The organism is Enterococcus sp. M190262 (assembly GCF_005843965.1).
Taxonomy (GTDB): Bacteria; Bacillota; Bacilli; order Lactobacillales; family Enterococcaceae; genus Enterococcus_D; species Enterococcus_D gallinarum.
This window is the reverse complement of sequence record NZ_CP040461.1, coordinates 1,413,961-1,435,476: the sequence shown is the minus strand read 5'-3', so window position 1 is coordinate 1,435,476 and position 21,516 is coordinate 1,413,961. Positions and strand designations below refer to the sequence as shown.

The 21,516-nt window shown below is 40.9% G+C and carries 20 protein-coding genes; 4 read left to right on the top strand and 16 right to left on the bottom strand.

What is annotated here, in order from left to right; translation table 11 throughout:
• Positions 1–102: 102 nt before the first annotated feature.
• From FE005_RS06740 to FE005_RS06675, 14 genes are all read right to left on the bottom strand, one after another.
• A complete protein-coding gene (locus tag FE005_RS06740) occupies positions 103–417 on the bottom strand; it encodes a PTS fructose transporter subunit IIB (protein WP_138371505.1) in 315 nt (104 codons plus the stop codon).
• Between the two features lie 34 nt (positions 418–451).
• Positions 452–1,336 carry a ketose-bisphosphate aldolase gene (locus FE005_RS06735; RefSeq protein WP_138371504.1) on the bottom strand — a complete coding sequence of 295 codons (885 nt, stop codon included), beginning with the start codon at positions 1,334–1,336 and terminating at the stop codon, positions 452–454.
• Between the two features lie 24 nt (positions 1,337–1,360).
• A complete protein-coding gene (locus FE005_RS06730; RefSeq protein ID WP_138371503.1) occupies positions 1,361–1,825 on the bottom strand; it encodes a PTS sugar transporter subunit IIA in 465 nt (154 codons plus the stop codon).
• A gap of 3 nt (positions 1,826–1,828) precedes the next feature.
• Entirely contained in the window at positions 1,829–3,298 is a 1,470-nt protein-coding gene (locus tag FE005_RS06725; protein ID WP_138371502.1) for a PRD domain-containing protein, read from the bottom strand.
• A 338-nt stretch (positions 3,299–3,636) separates the two neighbouring features.
• Complete coding sequence (locus FE005_RS06720; protein WP_138371501.1) at positions 3,637–4,575, bottom strand: 2-dehydropantoate 2-reductase; 939 nt, start codon at positions 4,573–4,575, stop codon at positions 3,637–3,639.
• Between the two features lie 165 nt (positions 4,576–4,740).
• Entirely contained in the window at positions 4,741–5,694 is a 954-nt protein-coding gene (locus tag FE005_RS06715; RefSeq protein WP_138371500.1) for a rhodanese-related sulfurtransferase, read from the bottom strand.
• Between the two features lie 120 nt (positions 5,695–5,814).
• Positions 5,815–6,570: an alpha/beta fold hydrolase gene (locus FE005_RS06710; protein ID WP_138371499.1), complete on the bottom strand. Its 756-nt coding sequence runs from the start codon at positions 6,568–6,570 to the stop codon at positions 5,815–5,817.
• Between the two features lie 353 nt (positions 6,571–6,923).
• Positions 6,924–8,297 (bottom strand): MFS transporter, encoded by a 1,374-nt coding sequence (locus FE005_RS06705; protein ID WP_138371498.1) that lies wholly within the window; start codon positions 8,295–8,297, stop codon positions 6,924–6,926.
• A gap of 12 nt (positions 8,298–8,309) precedes the next feature.
• On the bottom strand, positions 8,310–9,938 hold the full coding sequence (locus FE005_RS06700; protein WP_138371497.1) for a family 78 glycoside hydrolase catalytic domain: 1,629 nt from the start codon (positions 9,936–9,938) through the stop codon (positions 8,310–8,312).
• A gap of 12 nt (positions 9,939–9,950) precedes the next feature.
• Positions 9,951–11,267 (bottom strand): MFS transporter, encoded by a 1,317-nt coding sequence (locus FE005_RS06695; protein ID WP_103300373.1) that lies wholly within the window; start codon positions 11,265–11,267, stop codon positions 9,951–9,953.
• Positions 11,268–11,430: 163 nt separating this feature from the next.
• Positions 11,431–12,417, bottom strand: a complete 987-nt coding sequence (locus FE005_RS06690) for a helix-turn-helix domain-containing protein (protein ID WP_103300372.1) — start codon at positions 12,415–12,417, stop codon at positions 11,431–11,433.
• A gap of 113 nt (positions 12,418–12,530) precedes the next feature.
• Positions 12,531–13,400, bottom strand: coding sequence for a fructokinase ScrK (scrK, locus tag FE005_RS06685; RefSeq protein WP_138371496.1), 870 nt, complete (start codon positions 13,398–13,400; stop codon positions 12,531–12,533).
• 39 nt (positions 13,401–13,439) lie between these two features.
• A complete protein-coding gene (locus FE005_RS06680; protein ID WP_003128705.1) occupies positions 13,440–13,937 on the bottom strand; it encodes an LURP-one-related/scramblase family protein in 498 nt (165 codons plus the stop codon).
• A 4-nt stretch (positions 13,938–13,941) separates the two neighbouring features.
• Positions 13,942–14,817 (bottom strand): SPFH domain-containing protein, encoded by an 876-nt coding sequence (locus tag FE005_RS06675; protein ID WP_003128704.1) that lies wholly within the window; start codon positions 14,815–14,817, stop codon positions 13,942–13,944.
• 171 nt (positions 14,818–14,988) lie between these two features.
• Here FE005_RS06675 and FE005_RS06670 point away from each other — a divergent pair, with 171 nt between their 5' ends.
• Complete coding sequence (locus FE005_RS06670) at positions 14,989–15,345, top strand: hypothetical protein (protein ID WP_003128703.1); 357 nt, start codon at positions 14,989–14,991, stop codon at positions 15,343–15,345.
• Between the two features lie 222 nt (positions 15,346–15,567).
• Here the strand turns inward: FE005_RS06670 and queG are convergent, their stop codons facing one another.
• Positions 15,568–16,758, bottom strand: coding sequence for a tRNA epoxyqueuosine(34) reductase QueG (queG, locus tag FE005_RS06665; RefSeq protein WP_021149159.1), 1,191 nt, complete (start codon positions 16,756–16,758; stop codon positions 15,568–15,570).
• A gap of 272 nt (positions 16,759–17,030) precedes the next feature.
• Positions 17,031–17,300, bottom strand: a complete 270-nt coding sequence (gene rpsN, locus FE005_RS06660; RefSeq protein WP_003128701.1) for a 30S ribosomal protein S14 — start codon at positions 17,298–17,300, stop codon at positions 17,031–17,033.
• A 275-nt stretch (positions 17,301–17,575) separates the two neighbouring features.
• Here rpsN and FE005_RS06655 point away from each other — a divergent pair, with 275 nt between their 5' ends.
• The 3 genes from FE005_RS06655 to dhaK all read left to right on the top strand — a co-directional run bounded on the left by FE005_RS06655 (position 17,576) and on the right by dhaK (position 21,512).
• Complete coding sequence (locus FE005_RS06655; protein ID WP_138371495.1) at positions 17,576–19,906, top strand: HAD-IC family P-type ATPase; 2,331 nt, start codon at positions 17,576–17,578, stop codon at positions 19,904–19,906.
• A gap of 221 nt (positions 19,907–20,127) precedes the next feature.
• Positions 20,128–20,529: a dihydroxyacetone kinase phosphoryl donor subunit DhaM gene (gene dhaM, locus FE005_RS06650; RefSeq protein WP_003128685.1), complete on the top strand. Its 402-nt coding sequence runs from the start codon at positions 20,128–20,130 to the stop codon at positions 20,527–20,529.
• On the top strand, positions 20,529–21,512 hold the full coding sequence (gene dhaK / locus FE005_RS06645) for a dihydroxyacetone kinase subunit DhaK (protein WP_060813028.1): 984 nt from the start codon (positions 20,529–20,531) through the stop codon (positions 21,510–21,512). Before dhaM ends, dhaK begins: the two co-directional genes overlap by 1 nt.
• Positions 21,513–21,516 lie beyond the last annotated feature (4 nt).

Genomic DNA, 21,516 nt, shown 5'->3' with positions numbered 1-21,516 from the left:
CATCCTCCTAATTTTAGTAACCGTGACAGAATCTAGTAAATATGCATAGAAAATGTTTGAAAGTAGTTTTCCTTACTAAACTCTGTCACAAACTGTTGATGGCTATACTTTTACTTGTATTTCTTCAAATTTTTCGACTAATTTTGATGGTGACTTCACGACCAATCCTGTTGGAACATCAACTACTTTTTTCCCTTTGAAACGTTCCCTGCCATTTACTTTGATATCTGCTGCGATAACAACGATATCCGCCTCTTCAATACTTTCCTTCGTTAAGACATCTTGGGTTCCAGCTAATCCTTGCGTTTCGATACTGATTTCATGTCCCCGTGCAGTAGCAGCTTTCATCAACTTCTCTTTTGCAATATAAGTATGGGCGATACCTGCTGTACAGGCTGCAATACCAACGATTTTCATTTTGGTTCCTCCTTTAGTATCGAATAGAAAATTACTAATTTCTTCCTTTTAGTCCATAGTATTGTGCCTTATTCTCAGAGTTAAAAAGTTTTATTTTTGCAATCGCTACTTTCTTCGTTTCTGCCATACAAGACGGAAATAACACATTAGGTTCCCTGATCTCTGTATTTCCGGCATTTAATACTTCTCTTAATTTATTTGCGAAAACAATTTTGATATCGGAAGAGATATTTATTTTGTTTACCCCCATTGTTACAGCTTTACTGATTTCTTCGTCAGGATTCGAGGATCCCCCATGTAGCACCAAAGGAATATCTGTTATCCGCTCAATCTCTTCAAGAATATCCAGTCTTAATTTAGGTTCCACATCTTTAGGGTAGATTCCATGAGCCGTTCCAATAGCTACTGCTAAACTATCAACTCCAGTCTTGTCAATGAAGTCTTGAGCAACTTTAGGGTCTGTGTAAATCACTTCACTGACGCCGCCTTCAACAGTATTTCCTGTATCGCCTATCGTACCAAGTTCCGCTTCCACAGAAACGCCGACTGCATGTGCCGTTTCTGCAACTTTCTTAGAAATCGCAACGTTTTCTTCATATGGTAAATGTGAGGCATCAATCATTACCGAAGTAAACCCTAATTGGATCGCATGAATCACTTGCTCATAACTGCCGCCATGGTCTAGATGAATACAAACCGGCAGTTGACTATGATTTGCCAAAAACTTCACCTGGCTGACAAAACTATCTGTCAAAAAGCTCAACTCGTCAGGATGAATAGCAATCATTACAGGAGATTGTGTTTCTTCACATGCTTCCATTACAGCATTTAGCAATTGCCCTGAGCCAGCATTAAAGGCTGGTACTGCAAACCCCTTTTCTTTTGCCACTCCTAAAATTTCTTTTCCAGATACTAACATATCTTCATTCCTACTTTCTTTTTATTATTTTTCAGTGATTAACTGATAAATTTCTTCTGGTGATGACGCATGTTTTAGGTTGTCTAAAAATTGATCATCAGCAAGCATGATGGCGACTTGTTGTAGCAACAAAATATGGGTTGTATTTACATCGGAATCTTTAACTGCGAACATAATGACAACTTTAACCTTTTCATCGTCGAGAGATTCCCACTCAATTGGCTTCTTGAGTGTTGCTACTGCAAGTGTTGTCGTTTTTACGCCTTTGGATTTCCCATGAGGGATGGCAATACCTTGTCCAATCCCAGTCTCCCCTTCTTCTTCTCTGAGATATACATCGGATAAAAACTCCTCCTTGCTGATAATAAAATCATTATTGTAAAGGATATCGACCATCTCTTTTAGCAGATCGTTTTTATTAGTTGCTAAGGAATTAATTTTGATAAGTTCCTTTCTTATAATTTTTTCCAATGCTATTGTTTTATCCACTCGCTACATCTCCTTTAGCATGTATTTTAATTTTTGAATTTGATGCTCAGTCAATAAAGGACTTATCGTTAACACAGGTATATCGACTTTTTCAATCGGCTTTTTCAAAGTTGATAGGATCAAATCAATATTTTCGTTTAGAAAGTCTTTATTCTGTTGGACTTGTCGTTGACTCATAGTTGCAACAACATTTAGATTAGGAAAGTAATTTTTCAATCGTGCTTTTAATAATTCCGATGTCCCCACTCCCGAAGAACAAACTAGAAGGATATTTCGTTGGTGTTCCTTGTTTAACTTGTATTTTTCAAAATATAAAGTTAGGTATCCAACCTCTTCTTCATTTATTTTTGTGTCGAACATCAAATCATTGTTTATTCGTTCAACGATTTTCATGAGTTTGTCAAAAGTTTCTTTATACTCAATTTTTTCTTCATTAAGGAGACTATTCTCGATAATGATACCGCTTCTTAAACGACTCAACATAGGCAAGATATGTTGCAATAAATTTTCGTGTAGCGTACGGCAGGAAGGTAGTAGACGAACATCGCTTAAATTAAAAAATTGCGTGATCAATTGTTGTGTGATCAAGCTGCCCAGTGTTTTATCAAGATTACTGCTTTCACGTGCTTGAATTCGAATAGAATAAATATTTTCAAAAATAAAATACTGTTCGATCTCACTTAAACCAATATTTAAATAGCATTCTAAGTTCTTTTTTATCTCTTTCGAGACATTTTTTAATACCTTATTTGCATCCATCAATTGTTGCTCACCTAATTCAAGTGGTTCTTGATCATCCAAATAAGAAACATTTCCTTCACGATACCGTTTAAGAACCATATAAAGATGAGTAAAAAAAGTAATATCATAGGGATAATTGATTGTCTCCCCAATCGCTCCTTCTAAGATCATTAATTGTTTATCGATAAAAAACTTATCTATTTCGTTCACTTTGATCCCTATTTCTCCCAGAGCATTTACTTTGTTTAAATCAATTATCAGCTGATTGATTGCTTTACGGATACTATTTTCTGATCCAGTGAGCCAAGCAAAATCCTGATTGATATGAAAGAGAAGGTCATACTGTTTGAACTTGTGAGCTATCTTTTTTATAAATCGTTCAGTGGTACTTTCACTGACATACGCCAGTTTAAAATGATCGCGATCAATTTTCTTGGGGTGTTTAAACAATAGTGTCAGCATAAGAGTGTTCAGCATATTCTCTTCTTGATAATCGATAATAGGATGAATAGAAATATTCATCATGCGCTTATTCAGCCTATATCCCTTTCCTGTCTCAGCAATAATGAATGATTCGCCAAATTCTTTTTCTGAGATATCATTGATCTTCTTCACGCGCCGATAAACTGTTTTATTAGACACAAACAGCTTCTCTGAGAGTTCTTTTGCTGCGATGAACTTCTCGTAATTCAACGAATGAATCAACTCATTTTCACTCGAACTAAAAACCATCTCACTCACCTCACATCTATAATTTATCATCAAAGTAGGCGGTTACATTTCAATCTATGTCCTTATCTATGGACAATCAAAGCTTAATATAATTGTACTATAGCTCCTAAATGACATAACTTGTATATGAGAATTAGAATGTATGGAGACCATGGTCTTTTTTTTAAAGAGAATAGTTTTGCGATCAAAAAAAGCTTGCCAAACAATCTGTTCAGCAAGCTCAAACTAATCTTATAAAAAGATACACCAGTATTTATAAATTAAAGAAAAGTCTCGATTCATTCAATGAGTTATTATGGATACCGTTACCCTTAAACACCCAAAACATATAGCTTCTACTACTTCGCTTCAAGCACATCTTCTTTGGCATGGATCAATTGGGTCAAGAAGTCGCAATAAGGCGTAGGAACATTGTATTTTCGACCTTTACGCGAAATAGCCCCGTTGATGTAATCGATCTCCGTTTTACGATGATTATTGATCAAATCTTGATACATGGAAGGATAGTGCAAGCCAATACCTGCAGTATCATAGGTTTTTTCAATATGGGCAACGACTTCTGGAACATCTAGTTCTACCGATTCATGAGCAGCAACAGCTGCGAATTCTCCAACAATGGTTTGCACCATTTGTCGTGCAGTGGCTGTATTTCCAAACTGTGCAATGTTGACATCCAAAATTGAACATAAACCATTCAATGTACCATTGACACAGGCTTTACGATAGATTGAATAGCGAATATTTTCAGAGTATGACGCATTCAATCCAGAAGCAGTCAGTACCTCAGCCAGTTCTTTGGCCGCTGCTTCTTTGCCTTCACCAATGTTTTGCAGCTCAACCGATCCTTCCCCAAACAATCGAACTTGCCCAGGTCCAATCAAATCTGCTGTCCATAGGGTATTTCCTAAGAAAATTTTATCGGTAGCGACATATTTTTCAATCGTATCTTCATGTCCAATGCCATTAAGTAAGCAAAGTACTCTTGTTTGATCACCGATTAGTGAAGCAATGTCTTGCATCATTTGGTCTAATTGCATCGCTTTTGTAAAAACAATGATCAGATCCGCTGGCGTATCCGCCGTTACTTCAGACTGCGCATAAATCGGAAACGATTCCGTGATTTCTTCTCCATCCAAATTTGCTTGTAGTCCATTGGTACGGATCGCTTCGATATGCGCTGGCCAACCATCGATCAACGTTACATCGTTGCCGCCTCTTTTTAATTTAATGGCAAATCGGCTGCCCATGGCACCAGCACCAGCAATAACAATTTTCATCTCTATTCCTCTTTCCTATCTGACAATTAGGTATAGTTTACTCCAAATCAAACAAATATGCGAGGGGCTTGCCTTTTTTAAAGTGAAATTTGTAAAAAAAATCAATTGGAATCGTTTGATTTTTCAGATAATTAAAGAACAAAAAAAGATCCTTTTCAGGATCTTTTAAACCGTCACTTCAGACGCTAGTTGTGCTAAAACTGCTGCTTGTTCTTCTTGAGAGATATTGTGCTCAATGACGTAACGATTGTTTTCATTGGCGGCACATTCATAGCAGCAGCCGCCTAAGTGTGCCGCTTGATTCTCTTCCGAAGTGAGGAACTGACGATTGCACTCTGGATTTGCACAATTGACGTAACGCTCACATGGTGTGCCATCGAACCAATCGCGACCGATCACGGTCTTGTCGACATGATTGATCTCAACACTGATACGTTCATCAAAGACATACATCTTACCGTCCCACAACTCTCCTTGAACTTCTGGATCATTGCCATAAGCAAAAATTCCCCCGTGAAGTTGTGCTACGTCTTGGAATCCTTCTCGCAACAACCAGCCCGAGAATTTCTCGCAGCGAATCCCACCTGTGCAGTAAGTGACCACTTTTTTATCCATGAATTTCTCTTTGTTCTCAATGATCCATTGAGGCAATTCACGGAAACTGCGGATATCGGGACGGACCGCACCTCGAAAATGACCAAGATCGTATTCATAATCATTCCGCGCATCGATCACTACGGTATTTTCATCCAACAACGCTTCTTTGAAATCTTTCGGTTCTAGATACTTTCCGGTTAGTTCTAAAGGATCGATATCATCTTCTAAGTTCAATGACACCAATTCTTTTCGCGGCCGAACAAACAATTTTTTAAAGGCGTGTTCTTCCACCTCATCGATTTTGTAGTAGATTTCTTTGAAACGGGGGTCCGCTTCCATTTTTTCCATATAGGCATCCGTTGCTTCAATCGTTCCAGAAAGCGTTCCGTTGATTCCTTCTTTCGCAACAAGAATTCGACCTTTGATACCGATCTCTTTCCCAAAAGCTAAATGCTCTTTCGCAAAACTTTCTGGATCTTCGATGGTCGTGTATTTATAAAATAATAAAACGCGATAGTTCACAGTCATTCCTCCTTTTTTCCACCCTACAGTATAAAAAAGAAAAATGAAGAACACGAATTTTATGCTTGTACATAACCACACAATCCCTTTGCTTACCTAGATACCTGTCGTTTTTTGTTGTCAGAGTGAATCAGTGCTTTTTCCTAATTGTTCAACAAAAAAGGCCGTTACCTGATCCATGGTCTCTCCACGAACTAAATGTCGTTCTTCGCGAGAGATAAATGTCAGATTCGCTTCTGGATGCCCTTGCACAAAGGTTTCTACATCGGCGTAAGGGATTTTCTCATCTTCCGTCCCATGCCAGAACAACAATGGACGTCCAGCTAGTTTTTCTGGTTGCGTCTGGAGATCATAAGCTTCGATCCATCCTAGCAGCAACTGATAGTCATCTGGGACAAAGAAACCTGCAGCACCCGCATGTTTCTGGATCCGTTCACGGTAACCGATCATCGATGGCGAGCCCATCACACACGCAGCAGCGGTGATCTCCGGATGTTGGCATAGCAAACCGCAAGTCGTCATCCCTCCCATTGAAACGCCTCCTACAGCGATTTGCCCATTTACCAAGCCTAGATTTTCAAAGAAATCCACCAAATAAGAAAACTCAAATAAGTTGGTATGAATGCTTTGCCAGAAAATCAATGAAGGAATCTCGGATAGTTGGGTCTTTCGTTCGCCATGATTGGCGGCATCAGGTAAAATCACACGAAAGTTTTCCCGTGCTAGTTTTCGACCTTGCGTCAGTACCAATTCTTTACTCGTTTGCCAACCATGATAATAAATGATCAACGGCAACGGTTCATAGATCAAATGTTCTGGAACGACTTCCAATACTGGGATATTCCCGATTTTTCTTTTACGAACTGCAATTTTCATCTCTTTCCACCTCTGCTTAAGTATACGAAAAGCTCTCCAAAGTGCCAACTGTTAGCTATGTGCCTTATCACCAATGTTGTTCACCTCAATGATCAGTTTCTCCAAAATCTCAAGTTAGTTGTAATGTTAGATCCCTAATTCTTTTAGGCAAAAATGCTCATAAACTATGTTTAGCAGTAATTCTTTTGCATTTATTCCTCCTATTGGAAAGAACTTCTAATTAGATCGTTTGGAAAGATTTCCTAGGAAAAATGTAATAAATGACCCACGACCAACTTTAGGATATAAAAATCCCCGCTAAAAAAAGCGGGGTACTTCTACTCTATGTCAACTTTCCAAGTTATTGTCTTTCCTCAACCTTGATCACTTTGTGTCTTACCTTCTGCTAACTCTTTTTCAATCATCGGATACATAGTATCTAGTCGATAAAAAAGCATGGTCACAATGGAGCAAAGAATCAATAGCATCGGCACATAGAGATACATGGCTTTGATAGCAAGAACCGCTTGCTCTGATTGGATGGCTTTATTTGGGTAGTAACTCCCCCAAGCCAATAAAGCGCCGGCTACTCCTCCAGCGATTGCTTGTGCGACTTTCCCTAGAAAGCCATTGATCGCAGACAGCGAACCTGAAACGTTGATCCCTGTTTTCCAAATGCCATAATCTACCGGATCCGCTTGCATAGAAAAATAAATACTTTCTTTGATTCCATAACCTAATCCAGAAACCACTGCTCCGATAAGAATTTCAAACGAATGATTTCCTGCTAGGAAAATGAGGGCACAACCTAAAAGTTGAACGATTGAAGAAACAATATAGAGATTTCTTTTGCCCATCTTGCTAGCGAGAAAAGGAACAAAGAAATTTGCAATCATTGGAACGACAGACATAATTGTCGCCACTGTTACAGATAAGGTTGTACTTCCAATAACGACTTGAAAATAATAGACTAGGGCTCCAGTTTGAATAAAATATCCCGTCCACATAAATAGAATATTCAAGGCAAAGATCAGCCAAGGCTTATTCTGTTTCAGTGACGAGTATACCTCACGAACTGTGACTCTTTTCTCACTCACAGGAACAGTTTCTCTCACATTAAAGAATGTGCCAAACATTAATAGACAACCAATCACACCAAAAAGTGCCATGACCCATTTAAACCCTAGCGCTTGGTCACCATTTCCCCACAAATTAACTAGAATCATGGCACTCGAACTAACAATCGTTGCCCCTAAAAAACCAAAAAACTTTCTTGATGTGGATAAAGCTGTACGCTCACTAGCGTCACTAGTCAAACTAGGTAAAATTGATGCCATTGGTACATTCACAATCGTGTAAGCAAGAGAAAGTCCGAAATATGTGACATAAGCATAAATCAATTTGCCATTATCAGAAATATTCGGTACATTGAAACACAAAAAAGCAAATAAAGCGAAAGGAATAGCTCCAAATAAGAAATAGGGACGAGATTTTCCCCATCTCGTATTGGTTTGATCAATAAGATAACCAACAATGAGATCTGTCACACCATCGAAGAATCGGGTCAAGACAAACATTAAGCTAATTGCTGCTGGACTAATTTTCATGATATCCGTGTAAAAAAATAGTAAATAAAGCGAAATCATCTGCCAGATTAAGTTGCAAGCTAAATCTGAGATTCCATAGCCGATCCGCTGGCGCCACTTTGAAATCGGCTTATTGGTGTGTTTTATATGCATTGCTTCCATTAGTCATCTCCCCTATATCAAAGGCTGCTCTGTGACGACTTTCAACGAATCTGGCGTTTCTTGCAAAAGATATTTCTTCAGTAAATAGGCCGGTGTACAACTCCAAGCATGGCAAAAACTGCTAATAATTGGACTTCCATATGGAGAAAAGTTAGGATCCTCTGGTTTAAAGGCTTCCCAAAATGTATCGGCACCCATAGTGATCATTTTTCCCCAATAGTCTTTCATCAGAGCTATAGCCTCTGACTCTAAACCAGCTATAAATAATGCTTCTACAATATGGTGATACATATAAGGCGTTGCGATTCCATTCACTGGAAAAAGCTGTTTAACGGTTTGTTCCATGATTTTACGATTGGAATCCGGATCCATCACTTCAGCTAACACCATCCAAACTTGGCTTGCAATATTGATTTCTTGGTTCTGCTCGACAAGAAATAGGTGACGTGACTCATCAAAAAGAGAGGTTCTTGCGAAGTTGCTCATTCGATCAACGGCTGCTTGATACAGCGATAGGTCGGCATCTTCTTTTTGTTGCGCTAACTGGATAAATCGTTTAAGCGTATAGATAAAAACAGCTTGTCCGGCCGTTGCCTTCTCAAATTCGTTTGACCAATCAATAAATACTGGCCACTCCTCTTGTAAATTAAGTCTGCCTTGCGCATCAACTAACCCTAGTGCTAAATCGATTTGTTTCTTCGCCACAGGATAAAGATCGTCCAACGCTTGCAGGTCATCGGTGTACTGAATGTAGTCGTATAAAATCACCGCAAAGAATAAACTATAATCAAACAAAAAGGTATCATCTGGTGTCAATACCGGTGAAGTAAACACATTTGCTGGAATTTTCCCTTCTTCCGTTGTCATCCCGCCAAACAAATATAAGCAACGTTTTGTTAACTGCTTATCGCCAAACGTATGGTAATTAGCCAGTGCCTGCAAACGAAGATCACCAATCCATAAACGCCGGTCGCGTTTTGGACCATCTTCAAAAACGGTTTGCATACAATCTGCCAATGTTTTAGCAGAAATAGTATATATGGCTTCCAATTCTTGATCTTCCACAACAATTGGCGAAACAGCATTTAAGTCAACGGAGCTTTCACTGATAAATTGTGGTTGACTAAAACTTGCTTTCCACTTAGGTGAAGTATCAATCACCTTTAGCTCGATATATCGGCAGCTATAGCGTCGCGGCAGTGACAATTTCGCCGGTAAAACATCCAAGTGAATAAACTCCTCTTGTATCCACGAGCGAGATAGCCATCCTTCATACGCACTGGATTCTACTGCTATCTCTGCTGGTATTTCAGCAAACTTGACTCGTAAATAAAGCGGTGCATCCATCGGTGAACCCACTGAATCAATGGCGATCGAAAAAGTTCCTACGAAATGATCGCCTAAATCTAACACGATCGATTCATCCCGCCCCAATGTATAACTCGGCAAGTCATTAATTGATTGCTCCTTTTTTCTTGCGCGAAATCCTGCCAATGCTCTTTCGTCAGGAATAATCTCCACAATTGATGTTGGAACAATAGGATATTTCTTAAGGTTTGGGATTGCTTCATCAGCTATAGTCAAGAGTTTTTCATCGCGATGCCAAACCACATCATCATTGATTTGAAATGTAAAAGCCATGGTCTTTTCCCCCTACTCTTCAATTGATTGAAGGTTTGTTGAATCCTGATTTTGTTCTGTTGCAATATGGTATTTCTTTTGTAAGCGCATCATGATTATTCCAGCAATCGTCGCCAATAATACAATCCCTGCAAATCCATACATCGATGTTTGGATGCGATCAGGAGCAACTAAAAAGGGCGTCACGAAAGCAAAGAGTCCGCAACACATACGTGAAAATCCATTAATAAATCCTTGCAGCGAGGCTCTGACTTCAGCAGGAAACGATTCTTGTGTCCAAACTTTATAGATTGCTTCTCCCGCTAGTGGATTTCCAAAATTATAAAAGGCGATCGTGATAGCTAATGCGATAAAACCTGCGTTGCCGCCAATCATTGCCATACCCATCATTGCTGCAAATTGCACAAAAGCGCCGACAAAAAATGCTTTGTTGCGATATTTACCACCAGCTACTGAGGCAAAGATCACCGTCGTAATCAGCGAAACAATATTCAAAATTATTCCTAGACCAGTTGCTTGGGTTTGACTTGCTCCAGCATTCGTTAAGGCAAACGTTTGGAATTGTCCCCAAGTATTTGCTAATAGATTCCAACAAACATAAAAAATCAGAATAGCGGCAAAAAAGCCAAGATACTTATTCTTTTGTTGTCCAAACAAGACTGTTTTGAAAGAAACTTCTGCCTGTCCGTTCCTTTGATCTGTTCGTACTTGACGAGCAGCCCCCTCTTCGTGAAACCGTTTGAATTTCTTGGAAGTACTTCTCCAAATCCAAGTTATCAAAGCAAAAGCAAACAGAATAACAAACACAAGCCGCGCGCCTAGCACACCATTAATTCCTGATAATAAAAATGAGCATATATAAGAGATAAAAACCCCAATCTGCCAGAAGATTTGTGTAGAAGAAACTAAACTTGCAGATGTCGTCTCATCGGGTGCATCATGGGAAACAACAGTCAAACTGATTGGTAAATCGGCTCCCGAAGCAAACCCCATCACGATCACGCCAGCCAACAATAGAAGAAAATTATTCGACAATACGCAGATTCCTGCACCTAAAGCATAAAATAAATTCAACCAATTAAATGAACGAATCAATCCGAAAGCTTGACTGATTTTCCCAGCAAATAATGATCCAAAAGCGATGGCAAACGTTAATCCTCCAGACACAATTCCCACTTGGGCACTTGATAATTCCAATCCTTTTTGCCACACTGGAATCGTCGCAGAAAGACCGACAATACAGCCAGAACCTAACATGGATCCAATACCAGCAGCTGTAGCCAACGGTGAATACTCTTTCACTAAACTTTGTTCAGAGTCCTTACTCATGTTCTTCACTCCTAATACTTTTTTTATTCAACTGTAATAAGCTTATTTACTCTTCAAATTGTAATCGTATACAGTTGTTTCCACCATGCATAAAACGCAGATGTTTTTCTCCAAACTACAGATGAGTGAAAATAAAAAAAGACTTACGATGAAGTCTTTACTATTAGCTGATTGTTTCTTTTTTGAAATTCTGACGAATACGTTTAGGGCTATTGTTTGTATATTTTGCCAATAATTTGTAGGTTGCTCCGATTGAATGAAAGCCGATTTTTTCTGTGATTTCTTCTACAGAATCATCTGTCTCTTCCATTAACTCGAGGACTACTCGGTAACGAAGGTAACTAATGATTTCTTTGTAGCTTTGTCCTGTTTTTCTTTTCAATTTATTACTCAGATAATTTGGATTATACCCAAAATGCTGCGACAAAGAAGCCAATGTCAGCGTTTTGTAATGAATCTCAATATACCTTAAAATTGAAATAATCTCTTGCTCATCCTCCTCATTGTTTTCAATACTTTTGTTCTCCATAAAGCGTGTCAGTTCAATCAAAAGTAACGAAACAAGTAAGTTGACCGACCGGATATAATAACGATCCTTGTTATAGTATTCGAGAATCATTTTTTTCATTAAAGCCTGAATGTCTTCATGACTTCCCACTTGAAAAAACAAAAATCGTTTTTGATTATCAAATTCAGAAGTGGTGCCCATCAAGAATTCGGCCAACACACCGGTTGACTTCGCCATATTTACGACAATGTCGGTCGTAATGGATTCATCTTTCAGTAAGATGTTTATCAAAATATCGTCTTTTCCTAATGGATCGATTGACTGCACGGATTCTTTATCCATTAAAATAATATCTCCTTGATTTAAGACGATTTTTTCATTGTCAACATATTGCGTGCAGCTGCCAGAAAGCATGTAGTTGAATTCAACAAATTCGTGGGTATGAGCAGGCATCTCGGAGTAACGATGGTGCTTATTGATAAAAATATTGCCATTTTGAAAAAAGTTCGCTTCTGGCATTTTAGGGACAGCAATTTCACCAAAAGGCAAATGCTGATCATTGACATTACGCTGCTCGATTCTCTGGATCCGCTCAATTTCATTTTCTTCCTGTAAGAATTGATAAAGTTCCTCAAGTGTCATTTCTAGCTCCGACCCCCTTAACATTTTATACCTATTAACCGATTGTACCATGCTTCTAATTCTATAAATAATCACAAAAAAATCACACCAATGTTTTGGTGTGATCACATGTATCAGGAATGTAACACAGCTTCTCGTGCTAGTGCCAGACAGCCTAATGTTCCTGCATTGTCTTCTAATTCAGGTGTCACGATGTAGTCTGCAACTGCTGGTGTTTTGACATAGCCGTTGACCAATCGTTCAAAAGCTTGATGAACCTTTTCCACCATGTGACGCTGCTTCATTACGCCACCACCAAAAATAATGACATCCGGTGAAAGCATCAATGTAGTGTTGTAGGCGCATTGCGCGATATATTCAGCTTCGATGCTCCAGAAAGGCTCATCTTCAGACAATTCCTGTCCTTTCTTTCCTAAGCGTTTTTCAATCGCTGGACCTGCGGCCATCCCTTCGAGACAGTTGCCATGAAATGGACAGCTGCCTTCGAATGAATCATCAGGATGAGGCACTACCAGCATATGTCCCATCTCCGGATGACTGAATCCCTCAACAAAGCGGCCATCTTGTAATGCACCGCCGCCAACACCGGTGCCGATCGTATAATAAACTACACTGGATAGTCCTTTTCCTTTACCGAAAACATATTCCCCATAAGCTGCAGCATTGACATCTGTAGTCCAAGCAATGGGGATAGGAAAGGCTTGTTTCATCGTACCTACAAAATCAAAATTCTGCCAAGCTAATTTGGGTGTGGAGGTAATGTAGCCATACGTTGCGGAATCTCGATGGATATCGATTGGGCCAAAGGAACCAATACCGATCCCTACTAACTGGTCTTCATACTTTTTGAAAAAATCGATCACTAATGCCATTGTTTCTTCTGGTGTGGTGGTGGGAAAACTGACCCGTTCTTTAATGGCCATTTCTTCATCACCAATCGCACAAACAAATTTTGTACCGCCTGCTTCTATCGATCCGTACATCTTTTCGTCTCCTTTTCCATCGTTGCTTTCATTTTCTGTTTAAGTACTGGCAGAACTCGCAGCTGCACCATCATCGGCTTTTACGCGATCGATGGCAATGACGAGACAAATAATCAAGTCCTCCAGATCTTCCTCATAAACCGTTACTTCATAGGTATCCCCCCATGAGATCCAGCGTTTATGTATCTCAGCAATTTGACGTCCCTGTCGATTGACGACAAAGTCCATGTCCCACCAATTCCCCTGAATTTCAATTCCTTGGGCATGGATGGAATAACGCGCTTTGAAAAGCGTGAATTCTTTTTCTAGAACAATTGCTTCTTCTCCATGTACCTCAACAAAAAACTTGGGCAATAGACTAAACACTTTCTTTGTGACTTCACCGATTTGCTGTTGTCGTTCATCATAAATCGCAAAGCTTTTAGGAATCTTCATGAAACTCCCTTCGACAAAATAGCGTGGCTTTTGCTGCTCATCCATGACAGTAAATTTTTCACCGATACTGAAGACTTTTTGCTTGATGTAAAGTTTTTTCATTTGATTACACCGCCTTTTCTTTCACATCGCCTGTATTGATCACCGGTTGAGTGCCTTTGTCAGTAATGATCGATACGAGTAAATTGTTGATCAATTGGACTTTTCGATCGTCAGTAAAGTTAATATCCTGGCCATCTTCGATCTGTTCCAAGGCCATTTGTGTCATGGAGACCGCTCCTTCAACAATGATTTGTCGTGCCGATAAAATTGCTTTGGCTTGCTGACGCTGCAACATGGCACTAGCGATCTCAGTGGCATACGCCAAGTGATTCAACCGCGTCTCGATCACCTCGACACCGGCTACCGCTAAACGCTCTTGCAGTTCTTGTGCCAGTTCTTCAGAAACTTCATTGGTATTGCCTCGCAAAGTCAAATCATCATCATTAAAAGTGTCATAAGGATACTGGGTAGCGATATGGCGAATCGCTGTTTCACTTTGGATCTCAACAAAATCTTGGTAGTAGTCGACATCGAACAATGCTTTGGCCGTATCTACGACTCGAAAGACGACGACTGCTGAGATTTCGATCGGATTGCCATCAGAATCATTGACCTTCAATAAAGAGCTATTGAAGTTACGGACTTTCAGTGATACATTGATTTTCTGTGTTAACGGCACAGTCACAAAGAGTCCATTATCTTTGATGGTACCTAAATATTGACCAAAGAAAAGAATCGCTTTCGCTTGATTCGGCTGCACAATCGTCAATGAACTAATGAACAAGATAGCGATGATCCACAACACGACACTGATGACTAACTCCCAAACCGCATTGCGGACAATCCCATCATAAAAGAGATAGCCGCCGCCGATCATTAAGGCGATCAAGACGATCAGTGCTAAGTAACCGTTAACATGAAACGTTTGTTTTTCTTTCATCTTTACTCCCTCATTTCTTTTAATACCATATTACCTTTGTTCACAAAAGACTTCAATTCTTCTTCTCATTTTTTTAACCCCTTTCATAGACCTGCGATCATACTATTTTGCAATCAACCAAATTCCCGCTACAATGAAATGAGAGTCAATTGACAAGAAAGGGGTATCCAAATGGCACAAAAAATTTCATTAGAAAACGTAAAATGGTCATTAGAAGAAATCATTCAGACTGTTGGGACTGATCTATCTTCTGTTGTCGAAATTCAAAATCAAGAAGGAATCGATGTCGTGGTGATTGCCAAAGATGAATGGCAGCACCTCTTAGAACTACTCGATGCGCGCCATGCACAAGGCTATCGAATCGATCAAGAACTGCCAACGGATATATTGATTGACGTTGCTGATAGCGACAACGAATACCAACAAACAGCTGAACTAGAGATGGAATTACCGGAACGTGTCCATCCAGCACCAGACTTTGAATTAGACTCAGAAGAAATCGTTGAAAGCGATGATGTGCTGGATTAAGCTGAAAAAATAGACTACTGTGAAAAATCTTCCCCTAAAAATAGCATCCATTCGACCAATAGCTGAGCAATGTCGGAATACTTCCAGACCTTTCAGGTCATGTCGCATTTGCGGCATAGTTGACGTATTCTAAACATTGCTCGGCTCTTTATTATCAAAAATCGCGTGCTTCATTTTTTGTACGATTGCTCACGTGCTTATGGAGTTCCGCCTAGCACGCAATCAATCAACTGACTTGTTTTTCCGATCTGCACCGGGGGATGCCACGATCGTTTTTAAGCGTTCGATCGCCGCTTGTAGTTCAACGCGTGCTTCTTCTTCCGGTTCTAGTTCTTCGCACTGCTGTAAGCGTTCTAGCCATTGTTCGGGTTCTTTGATACCTAATTGTCCAATGGCCCAATAGGCTGTTCCACGAATGACAGGTCGGACGTCTTCTGTCGCACACCGCCAGATGGCTGGCAATGCGGTACGATCTCCCAGATTTGCTAAGGCAATGATCGCATTACGCTGCAATGGTTTCTTCCCGCGCCAAGAACCAGATAAATGCCCAAACTGATTCTTAAAAGCTTTATTTGATAAAGAAAGCATTGGCTGCAACTTAGGATAAACGGTTTCTACTTCCGGTTCCATTTCCTGATGAAAATGGAAATCCTTGCCTCGATTGTAGGGACAGACCAACTGACAAATATCACAGCCATAGATGACATTATGCATCTTTTTACGATATTCCTCAGGCATCATGCCTTTTGTTTGTGTCTGATAGGAAAGGCAGCGCTGTGCGTTCATTCGCCCATCCCCTAAGAGCGCTTTTGTAGGACAGGCAGTAACACAGCGCATACAATCCCCACAGCCAAAGGGTACCGCTTCATCTGTTTCGAAGGAAATATTGGTGACGATCTCGCCTAAATAAACAAAAGAACCAAATTCTTCCGTGATCAATAAGCCATTGCGGCCAATGAACCCCAAACCAGCACGCTGTGCAACTGCCACATCCACCAGCTCACCGGTATCCACTTGCGGGGCAAACCGCCAGTTTTCTGCTTCTTCCAGATTCTCTGCTTGCGCTTTGATAAACTGGATCAATTTTTCTAAGCGATCACGTAGAATATCATGGTAATCGATCCCCCAAGAGGCGCGGGCAAACATCCCCCGTTTCTCATCTCGCGGCACTTTCTCTTTGATTTTTGTCGGATATGCCAGAGCGATCGCAATGATTGTTTGCGGATTTTCAAAGGTTCTTTCTGGATATATCCGCTCTTCGATCACTTGATGTTCGAAACCAGATGTATGGCCTTTCGCGCGCTGCTCCCTCAACGAGGACTCTAATTCATAAAACGGTTCAGCAGAAGCAAAGCCGATTTTATCAATACCTAAACGCTTGCTTTCTGCGATGATTTTCTCTTTTAAAGACATGATATACTCCTATCCAACATGTGTTCATCAGACCTTCGTCTTTGCTTTTTCTATTATACGAGACCACTTCCGATTAGTCGAATCGCTGCCCTCAAAAAATTCAAACAAAAAACTACCTAAACGCTCGGCGTCTATCTCCCAGTCTTTTTAGGAGATCAGCTGCCTCAGCATTCAGATAGTTTTCCTTGAATACCCCTCCATACAGCGCATTTCTGAGCTATCTAGAAGGGAGATCGTTTGATTGTATTATTTTTGTTACACCTATTAAACGTTTACCAACTAGCTTTTTTTACACCTGGCAATTTGCCTTCATGTGCCAATTGTCGAAAAGTGATCCGTGAAAGACCAAATTTACGCATATAGCCCCGTGGACGACCATCAGTCATATCCCGATTCTTCAAGCGATTCGGATTAGAATCTTTAGGCAATTTTGCTAAAGCTTGGTAATCTTTTGCTTGTTTCAATTGGTAACGGATCTCTGCGTATTGCTCGATCATTGCGGCTTGTTTTTTTGCTTTTGCTTGTTTTGATTTTTTGGCCATTATTTTCTCCTTTGTTTTTTCTATCCATCATTCTAAAAAGAAAAGAAATCAGCTAGCAGAGTCCTCCATTTTCGATTCAAAAACAACAAATCGAAATCATTACTATTTGAGCATTATGACTATATCAAGTTTCTGGGAACAAGTCAATGAAAAGCCCCTTCTTTCGAACAAACCGCTACTGTTTTTTAAGATTTCAATTATTTTTTCATCATTTCTTGCAATGACTTCTTGGCATGCTAGACTAAACAAGGAATCTGAAAGAAATGGAGAATTATATGAAGCAAATAGATACGGGACTTACCTCAGAAGAAGTCACACAACGAACCGAACAAGGCCAACACAACGATTATGAAACAAAAACATCGAAGTCTACGACAGCAATTTTTAAGGACAATATCCTCACATTGTTCAATTTGCTGAACTTGTTGATTGGTGTCTGTCTTCTGGCAGTTGGCGCCTATTCCAATTTATTTTATCTGGTAATCATTTTGATCAATATCACTGTAGGGATCAGTCAAGAGATCCATGCTCGAAATCTAGTCAAAAAACTCTCGATCATCGCCCAACAAGAAATACGTGTGATACGAGATGGCGTTACACAGTCGGTGGATGCCAAATCCCTGGTCCTTGATGATCTTGTTGTCATTGGTGCAGGAGAACAGATTCCAGCCGACATGGTGGTTTTATCTGGACAAGCCGATGTCAATGAGTCGATGCTGACAGGCGAAGCCGATCTCGTCGTCAAAGAAAACGACGCGACTCTCTTATCTGGCAGTTTTGTCGCCAGTGGAGAGGTCACTGCAAAAGTGATCCGCGTAGGAGCAGAGAATTATGCGGCAAAATTAAGCAATGAAGCCAAAACACATAAACCGCTGCGTTCAGAGCTAGTTTCTTCGATTCGCAAAGTCACAAAATTCACCAGTCTAGTGATTGTTCCATTAGGGGTGATCCTATTTCTACAAGCTTATTTATTTCGTGGCAGTGACTTAAAAGAAGCAGTGATCGTTTCGTCTGCTGCTTTATTGGGAATGCTGCCTAAAGGACTCGTCCTATTGATCAGCATTGCTTTGACCACGGGTGTCATCAAACTAGCCAAAAAAAGGATCTTAGTCCAAGATATGTACGCGATCGAGACACTGGCCCATGTCGATACCCTCTGTTTAGACAAAACCGGCACATTAACGGAAGGTCGATTATCCGTCGAATCGATCCAGTCAATCGATGACATCCAAGATATAACGGCAATCTTAGGCAGTTATTTGGCTGCCAGTACCGACAACAATGTGACGATGCAAGCGTTGCGCCAAACCATCACCGGATCTCATCATTACCAGTCCTTTGCAGCAATGCCGTTTTCTTCTGATCGAAAATGGGGTGCTATCGCATTTCACGAATTAGGGGCAGTCTACCTAGGAGCACCTGAAAAGACGATCGCCAACCAACAGCTGCCGCAAATTCAAGAAGCGCAATCGGCTGGTTTAAGAGTCCTCGTCTTGACTCTTGATCCTCATTATAACGACGCCAATCAGCCCTTTGATCCAGCTAAGGCTGCCCCGCTGGCAGTTCTTGTTCTTGCTGATGTGATTCGGGAAAATGCAGAAAGCACATTGGCCTACCTGTCTGCAGAAGGAGTGGACTTGAAAGTGATCTCGGGTGACAATCCGATCACTGTTGCAGCCATCGCCAAACGCGCCGGATTGCCTAATTCCGAGAACTATATCGATCTTTCCCAACTAACTGAAGAAGCAGACGTTCGTCAAGCTGCCCAAACCTATACCGTTTTTGGGCGAGTGACGCCTCAGCAAAAGAAACTGCTAGTTTCTGAGTTGAAGGCACTAGGCAATACGGTCGCCATGACTGGAGACGGCGTCAATGACGTGTTGGCACTGCGTGAAGCCGATGTCAGTATCGCTATGGCTGCTGGGGACAGTGCGGCTCGTCAAATCGCGAATCTGGTTTTATTAGATTCCGATTTCACGACACTGCCAGCAGCACTCTTTGAAGGTCGCCGTGTCGTTAATAATGTGACGAAAGTATCTGGGATCTTTTTTATCAAAACGATCTACAGTTTCCTATTGTCCTTACTATGTGTTGCCACTTCTACGGCATTTCCTTTTATTCCGATCCAAATCACATTATTGGATCTGGCGATTGAAGGATATCCTTCCTTCTTCCTTTCCTTTGAAGAAGACAAAAAGCGAATCACCGGCCGTTACTTGCCTACCGCATTGCTGCGAGCGTTGCCGAGCGCACTCTTGGTGCTTCTGAATTATTTCGCTGTACAGTTCCTGCAAACTGACTATGGCTGGGAACCAATGACCGCAACTACATTGTTCTATTATCTGCTGATCGGCATCAGTTGTTTAGCTGTGATCCGCAGCTGTTTGCCGCTAAATCCATTGCGCTTATTTTTGATCGTAACCACGATTAGCGGAACATACATCGCCGCAATGCTCTTCCATCACATTTTAGAAGTAGGCTTTTTGACTAGCATCACCTTGCCAATCTTTGTTGGATTGATGGCGATCAACTGCTTATTGCAGTGGGGGCTATCTGCCCTTGCAACACAGATCACCCGCCGGCTAGAGCAAAACGCTACGGCTTGATCAATGGAAAAAAATGATTCCGGACAACTATGATAAATTCTCCTAATTAAGGATATTTATTTGTAGTTGCTCGGTTTTTTTATCTGTTCTTCAATTATTTTCTATTTATATAGTGGAGCAATCGTCATCCATGCAAGTTTTGCGAAATTTGTTATACTTTTAGTGAAGGCGGTTTCGTCTACTGCCGCTGAATCTATTTAAGAAAGCGTTGGTGAATCGAAATGAAGAAAAGTATTTTACTTGTTTCTCACAGTCAACAACTGACAGACGGACTGAAAGCCATGATCGAAGACATGTCGGACAGCGAAACAGTCACTCTTTTTTCATTGGGTGGAACAGCTGAAGGCGAATTAGGGTCTGATCCGACAAAAATCGTTGAAGCGGTCAATCAGTCTCCGGATGCCGAACAGATTCTCGTTTTTGCTGATTTGGGTAGTGCCGTACTAAACGCAGAGCTAGCCTATGATATGTTGGAACCGGAACAGCAAACCCGCTATCACTTGATTGATGCACCGCTTGTAGAAGGTGCTTTTGCCGCAGCAATCACCGCTGGATTCAGTGATGACCTATCCCAGATCACAGCAGAAGCCCAAAAAGCAGCTGAGAAAGGATGGAATCAATAATGAAAAAAATAATCAATGATCCTTCAGCGATCGTCGAAGAAATGCTAGCTGGTCTGGTTGCCAGCTATCCGCAACTGGTTCATCAAGTCGAAGACTCCCGAGTCGTAGCAAAAAACGCCACCCACGAACAAGTTGGCTTAGTCTCAGGCGGAGGCAGCGGACACGAACCGGCACACGCTGGGTTTGTTGGTGATGGTATGTTGAGTGCCGCCGTCTTGGGAGACGTCTTCACTTCTCCAACACCAGATCAGATCCTGACTGGGATCAAAGAAGCCGATCAAGGGCAAGGCGTGCTTTTGATCGTTAAAAACTATACGGGAGATATCCTAAACTTTGAAATGGCCAAAGATATGGCTGAGATGGAAGACATCACTGCTGAAATCGTCGTCGTAGATGATGATATTGCCGTCGAGAACAGTACCTATACTGCTGGAAAACGAGGCGTGGCTGGAACCATTCTCGTTCATAAAATTTTGGGTGCTGCTGCTCGTCAAGGACGTTCATTAACTGAATTAAAAGAATTAGGTGAAGCATTAGTTCCGACCATCAAAACCATTGGTGTTGCCTTAAAAGCAGCAACCGTTCCAGAAGTGGGTAAACCTGGTTTTGAATTAGCAGATGATGAAATCGAGTATGGCGTGGGGATCCATGGAGAACCTGGTTATCGCCGGGAAAAATTGAAACCATCGAAAGAGCTAGCCAAGGAATTGGTGGACAAAATTTTAGCTGATTATGAACAAACACCGAAAAAAGTTGGTGTCTTGATCAACGGCATGGGCGGTACACCGCTGATGGAACAGTTCGTCTTTGCCAACGATGTACAGAAATTGCTCGCAGACAAAGACATTTCTGTCACATTCCATAAAGTCGGCAACTATATGACTTCTATCGATATGCAAGGTCTATCATTGACCATGATCGATTTCAGTAACAACGATGCGACGGATGCGCTCAACGAACCTGTTGAAACGATTGCTTGGTAAAGGA

What these genes read in the sequence shown, in the direction of transcription:
- FE005_RS06740 (WP_138371505.1), bottom strand. Translation starts at nt 417, where the DNA reads ATGAAAATCGTTGGTATTGCAGCCTGTACAGCAGGTATCGCCCATACT.
- FE005_RS06735 (WP_138371504.1), bottom strand. Translation starts at nt 1,336, where the DNA reads ATGTTAGTATCTGGAAAAGAAATTTTAGGAGTGGCAAAAGAAAAGGGG.
- FE005_RS06725 (WP_138371502.1), bottom strand. Translation starts at nt 3,298, where the DNA reads ATGGTTTTTAGTTCGAGTGAAAATGAGTTGATTCATTCGTTGAATTAC.
- FE005_RS06720 (WP_138371501.1), bottom strand. Translation starts at nt 4,575, where the DNA reads ATGAAAATTGTTATTGCTGGTGCTGGTGCCATGGGCAGCCGATTTGCC.
- FE005_RS06710 (WP_138371499.1), bottom strand. Translation starts at nt 6,570, where the DNA reads ATGAAAATTGCAGTTCGTAAAAGAAAAATCGGGAATATCCCAGTATTG.
- FE005_RS06705 (WP_138371498.1), bottom strand. Translation starts at nt 8,297, where the DNA reads ATGGAAGCAATGCATATAAAACACACCAATAAGCCGATTTCAAAGTGG.
- FE005_RS06700 (WP_138371497.1), bottom strand. Translation starts at nt 9,938, where the DNA reads ATGGCTTTTACATTTCAAATCAATGATGATGTGGTTTGGCATCGCGAT.
- FE005_RS06695 (WP_103300373.1), bottom strand. Translation starts at nt 11,267, where the DNA reads ATGAGTAAGGACTCTGAACAAAGTTTAGTGAAAGAGTATTCACCGTTG.
- FE005_RS06690 (WP_103300372.1), bottom strand. Translation starts at nt 12,417, where the DNA reads ATGACACTTGAGGAACTTTATCAATTCTTACAGGAAGAAAATGAAATT.
- scrK (WP_138371496.1), bottom strand. Translation starts at nt 13,400, where the DNA reads ATGTACGGATCGATAGAAGCAGGCGGTACAAAATTTGTTTGTGCGATT.
- FE005_RS06680 (WP_003128705.1), bottom strand. Translation starts at nt 13,937, where the DNA reads ATGAAAAAACTTTACATCAAGCAAAAAGTCTTCAGTATCGGTGAAAAA.
- FE005_RS06675 (WP_003128704.1), bottom strand. Translation starts at nt 14,817, where the DNA reads ATGAAAGAAAAACAAACGTTTCATGTTAACGGTTACTTAGCACTGATC.
- FE005_RS06670 (WP_003128703.1), top strand. Translation starts at nt 14,989, where the DNA reads ATGGCACAAAAAATTTCATTAGAAAACGTAAAATGGTCATTAGAAGAA.
- queG (WP_021149159.1), bottom strand. Translation starts at nt 16,758, where the DNA reads ATGTCTTTAAAAGAGAAAATCATCGCAGAAAGCAAGCGTTTAGGTATT.
- rpsN (WP_003128701.1), bottom strand. Translation starts at nt 17,300, where the DNA reads ATGGCCAAAAAATCAAAACAAGCAAAAGCAAAAAAACAAGCCGCAATG.
- FE005_RS06655 (WP_138371495.1), top strand. Translation starts at nt 17,576, where the DNA reads ATGAAGCAAATAGATACGGGACTTACCTCAGAAGAAGTCACACAACGA.
- dhaM (WP_003128685.1), top strand. Translation starts at nt 20,128, where the DNA reads ATGAAGAAAAGTATTTTACTTGTTTCTCACAGTCAACAACTGACAGAC.
- dhaK (WP_060813028.1), top strand. Translation starts at nt 20,529, where the DNA reads ATGAAAAAAATAATCAATGATCCTTCAGCGATCGTCGAAGAAATGCTA.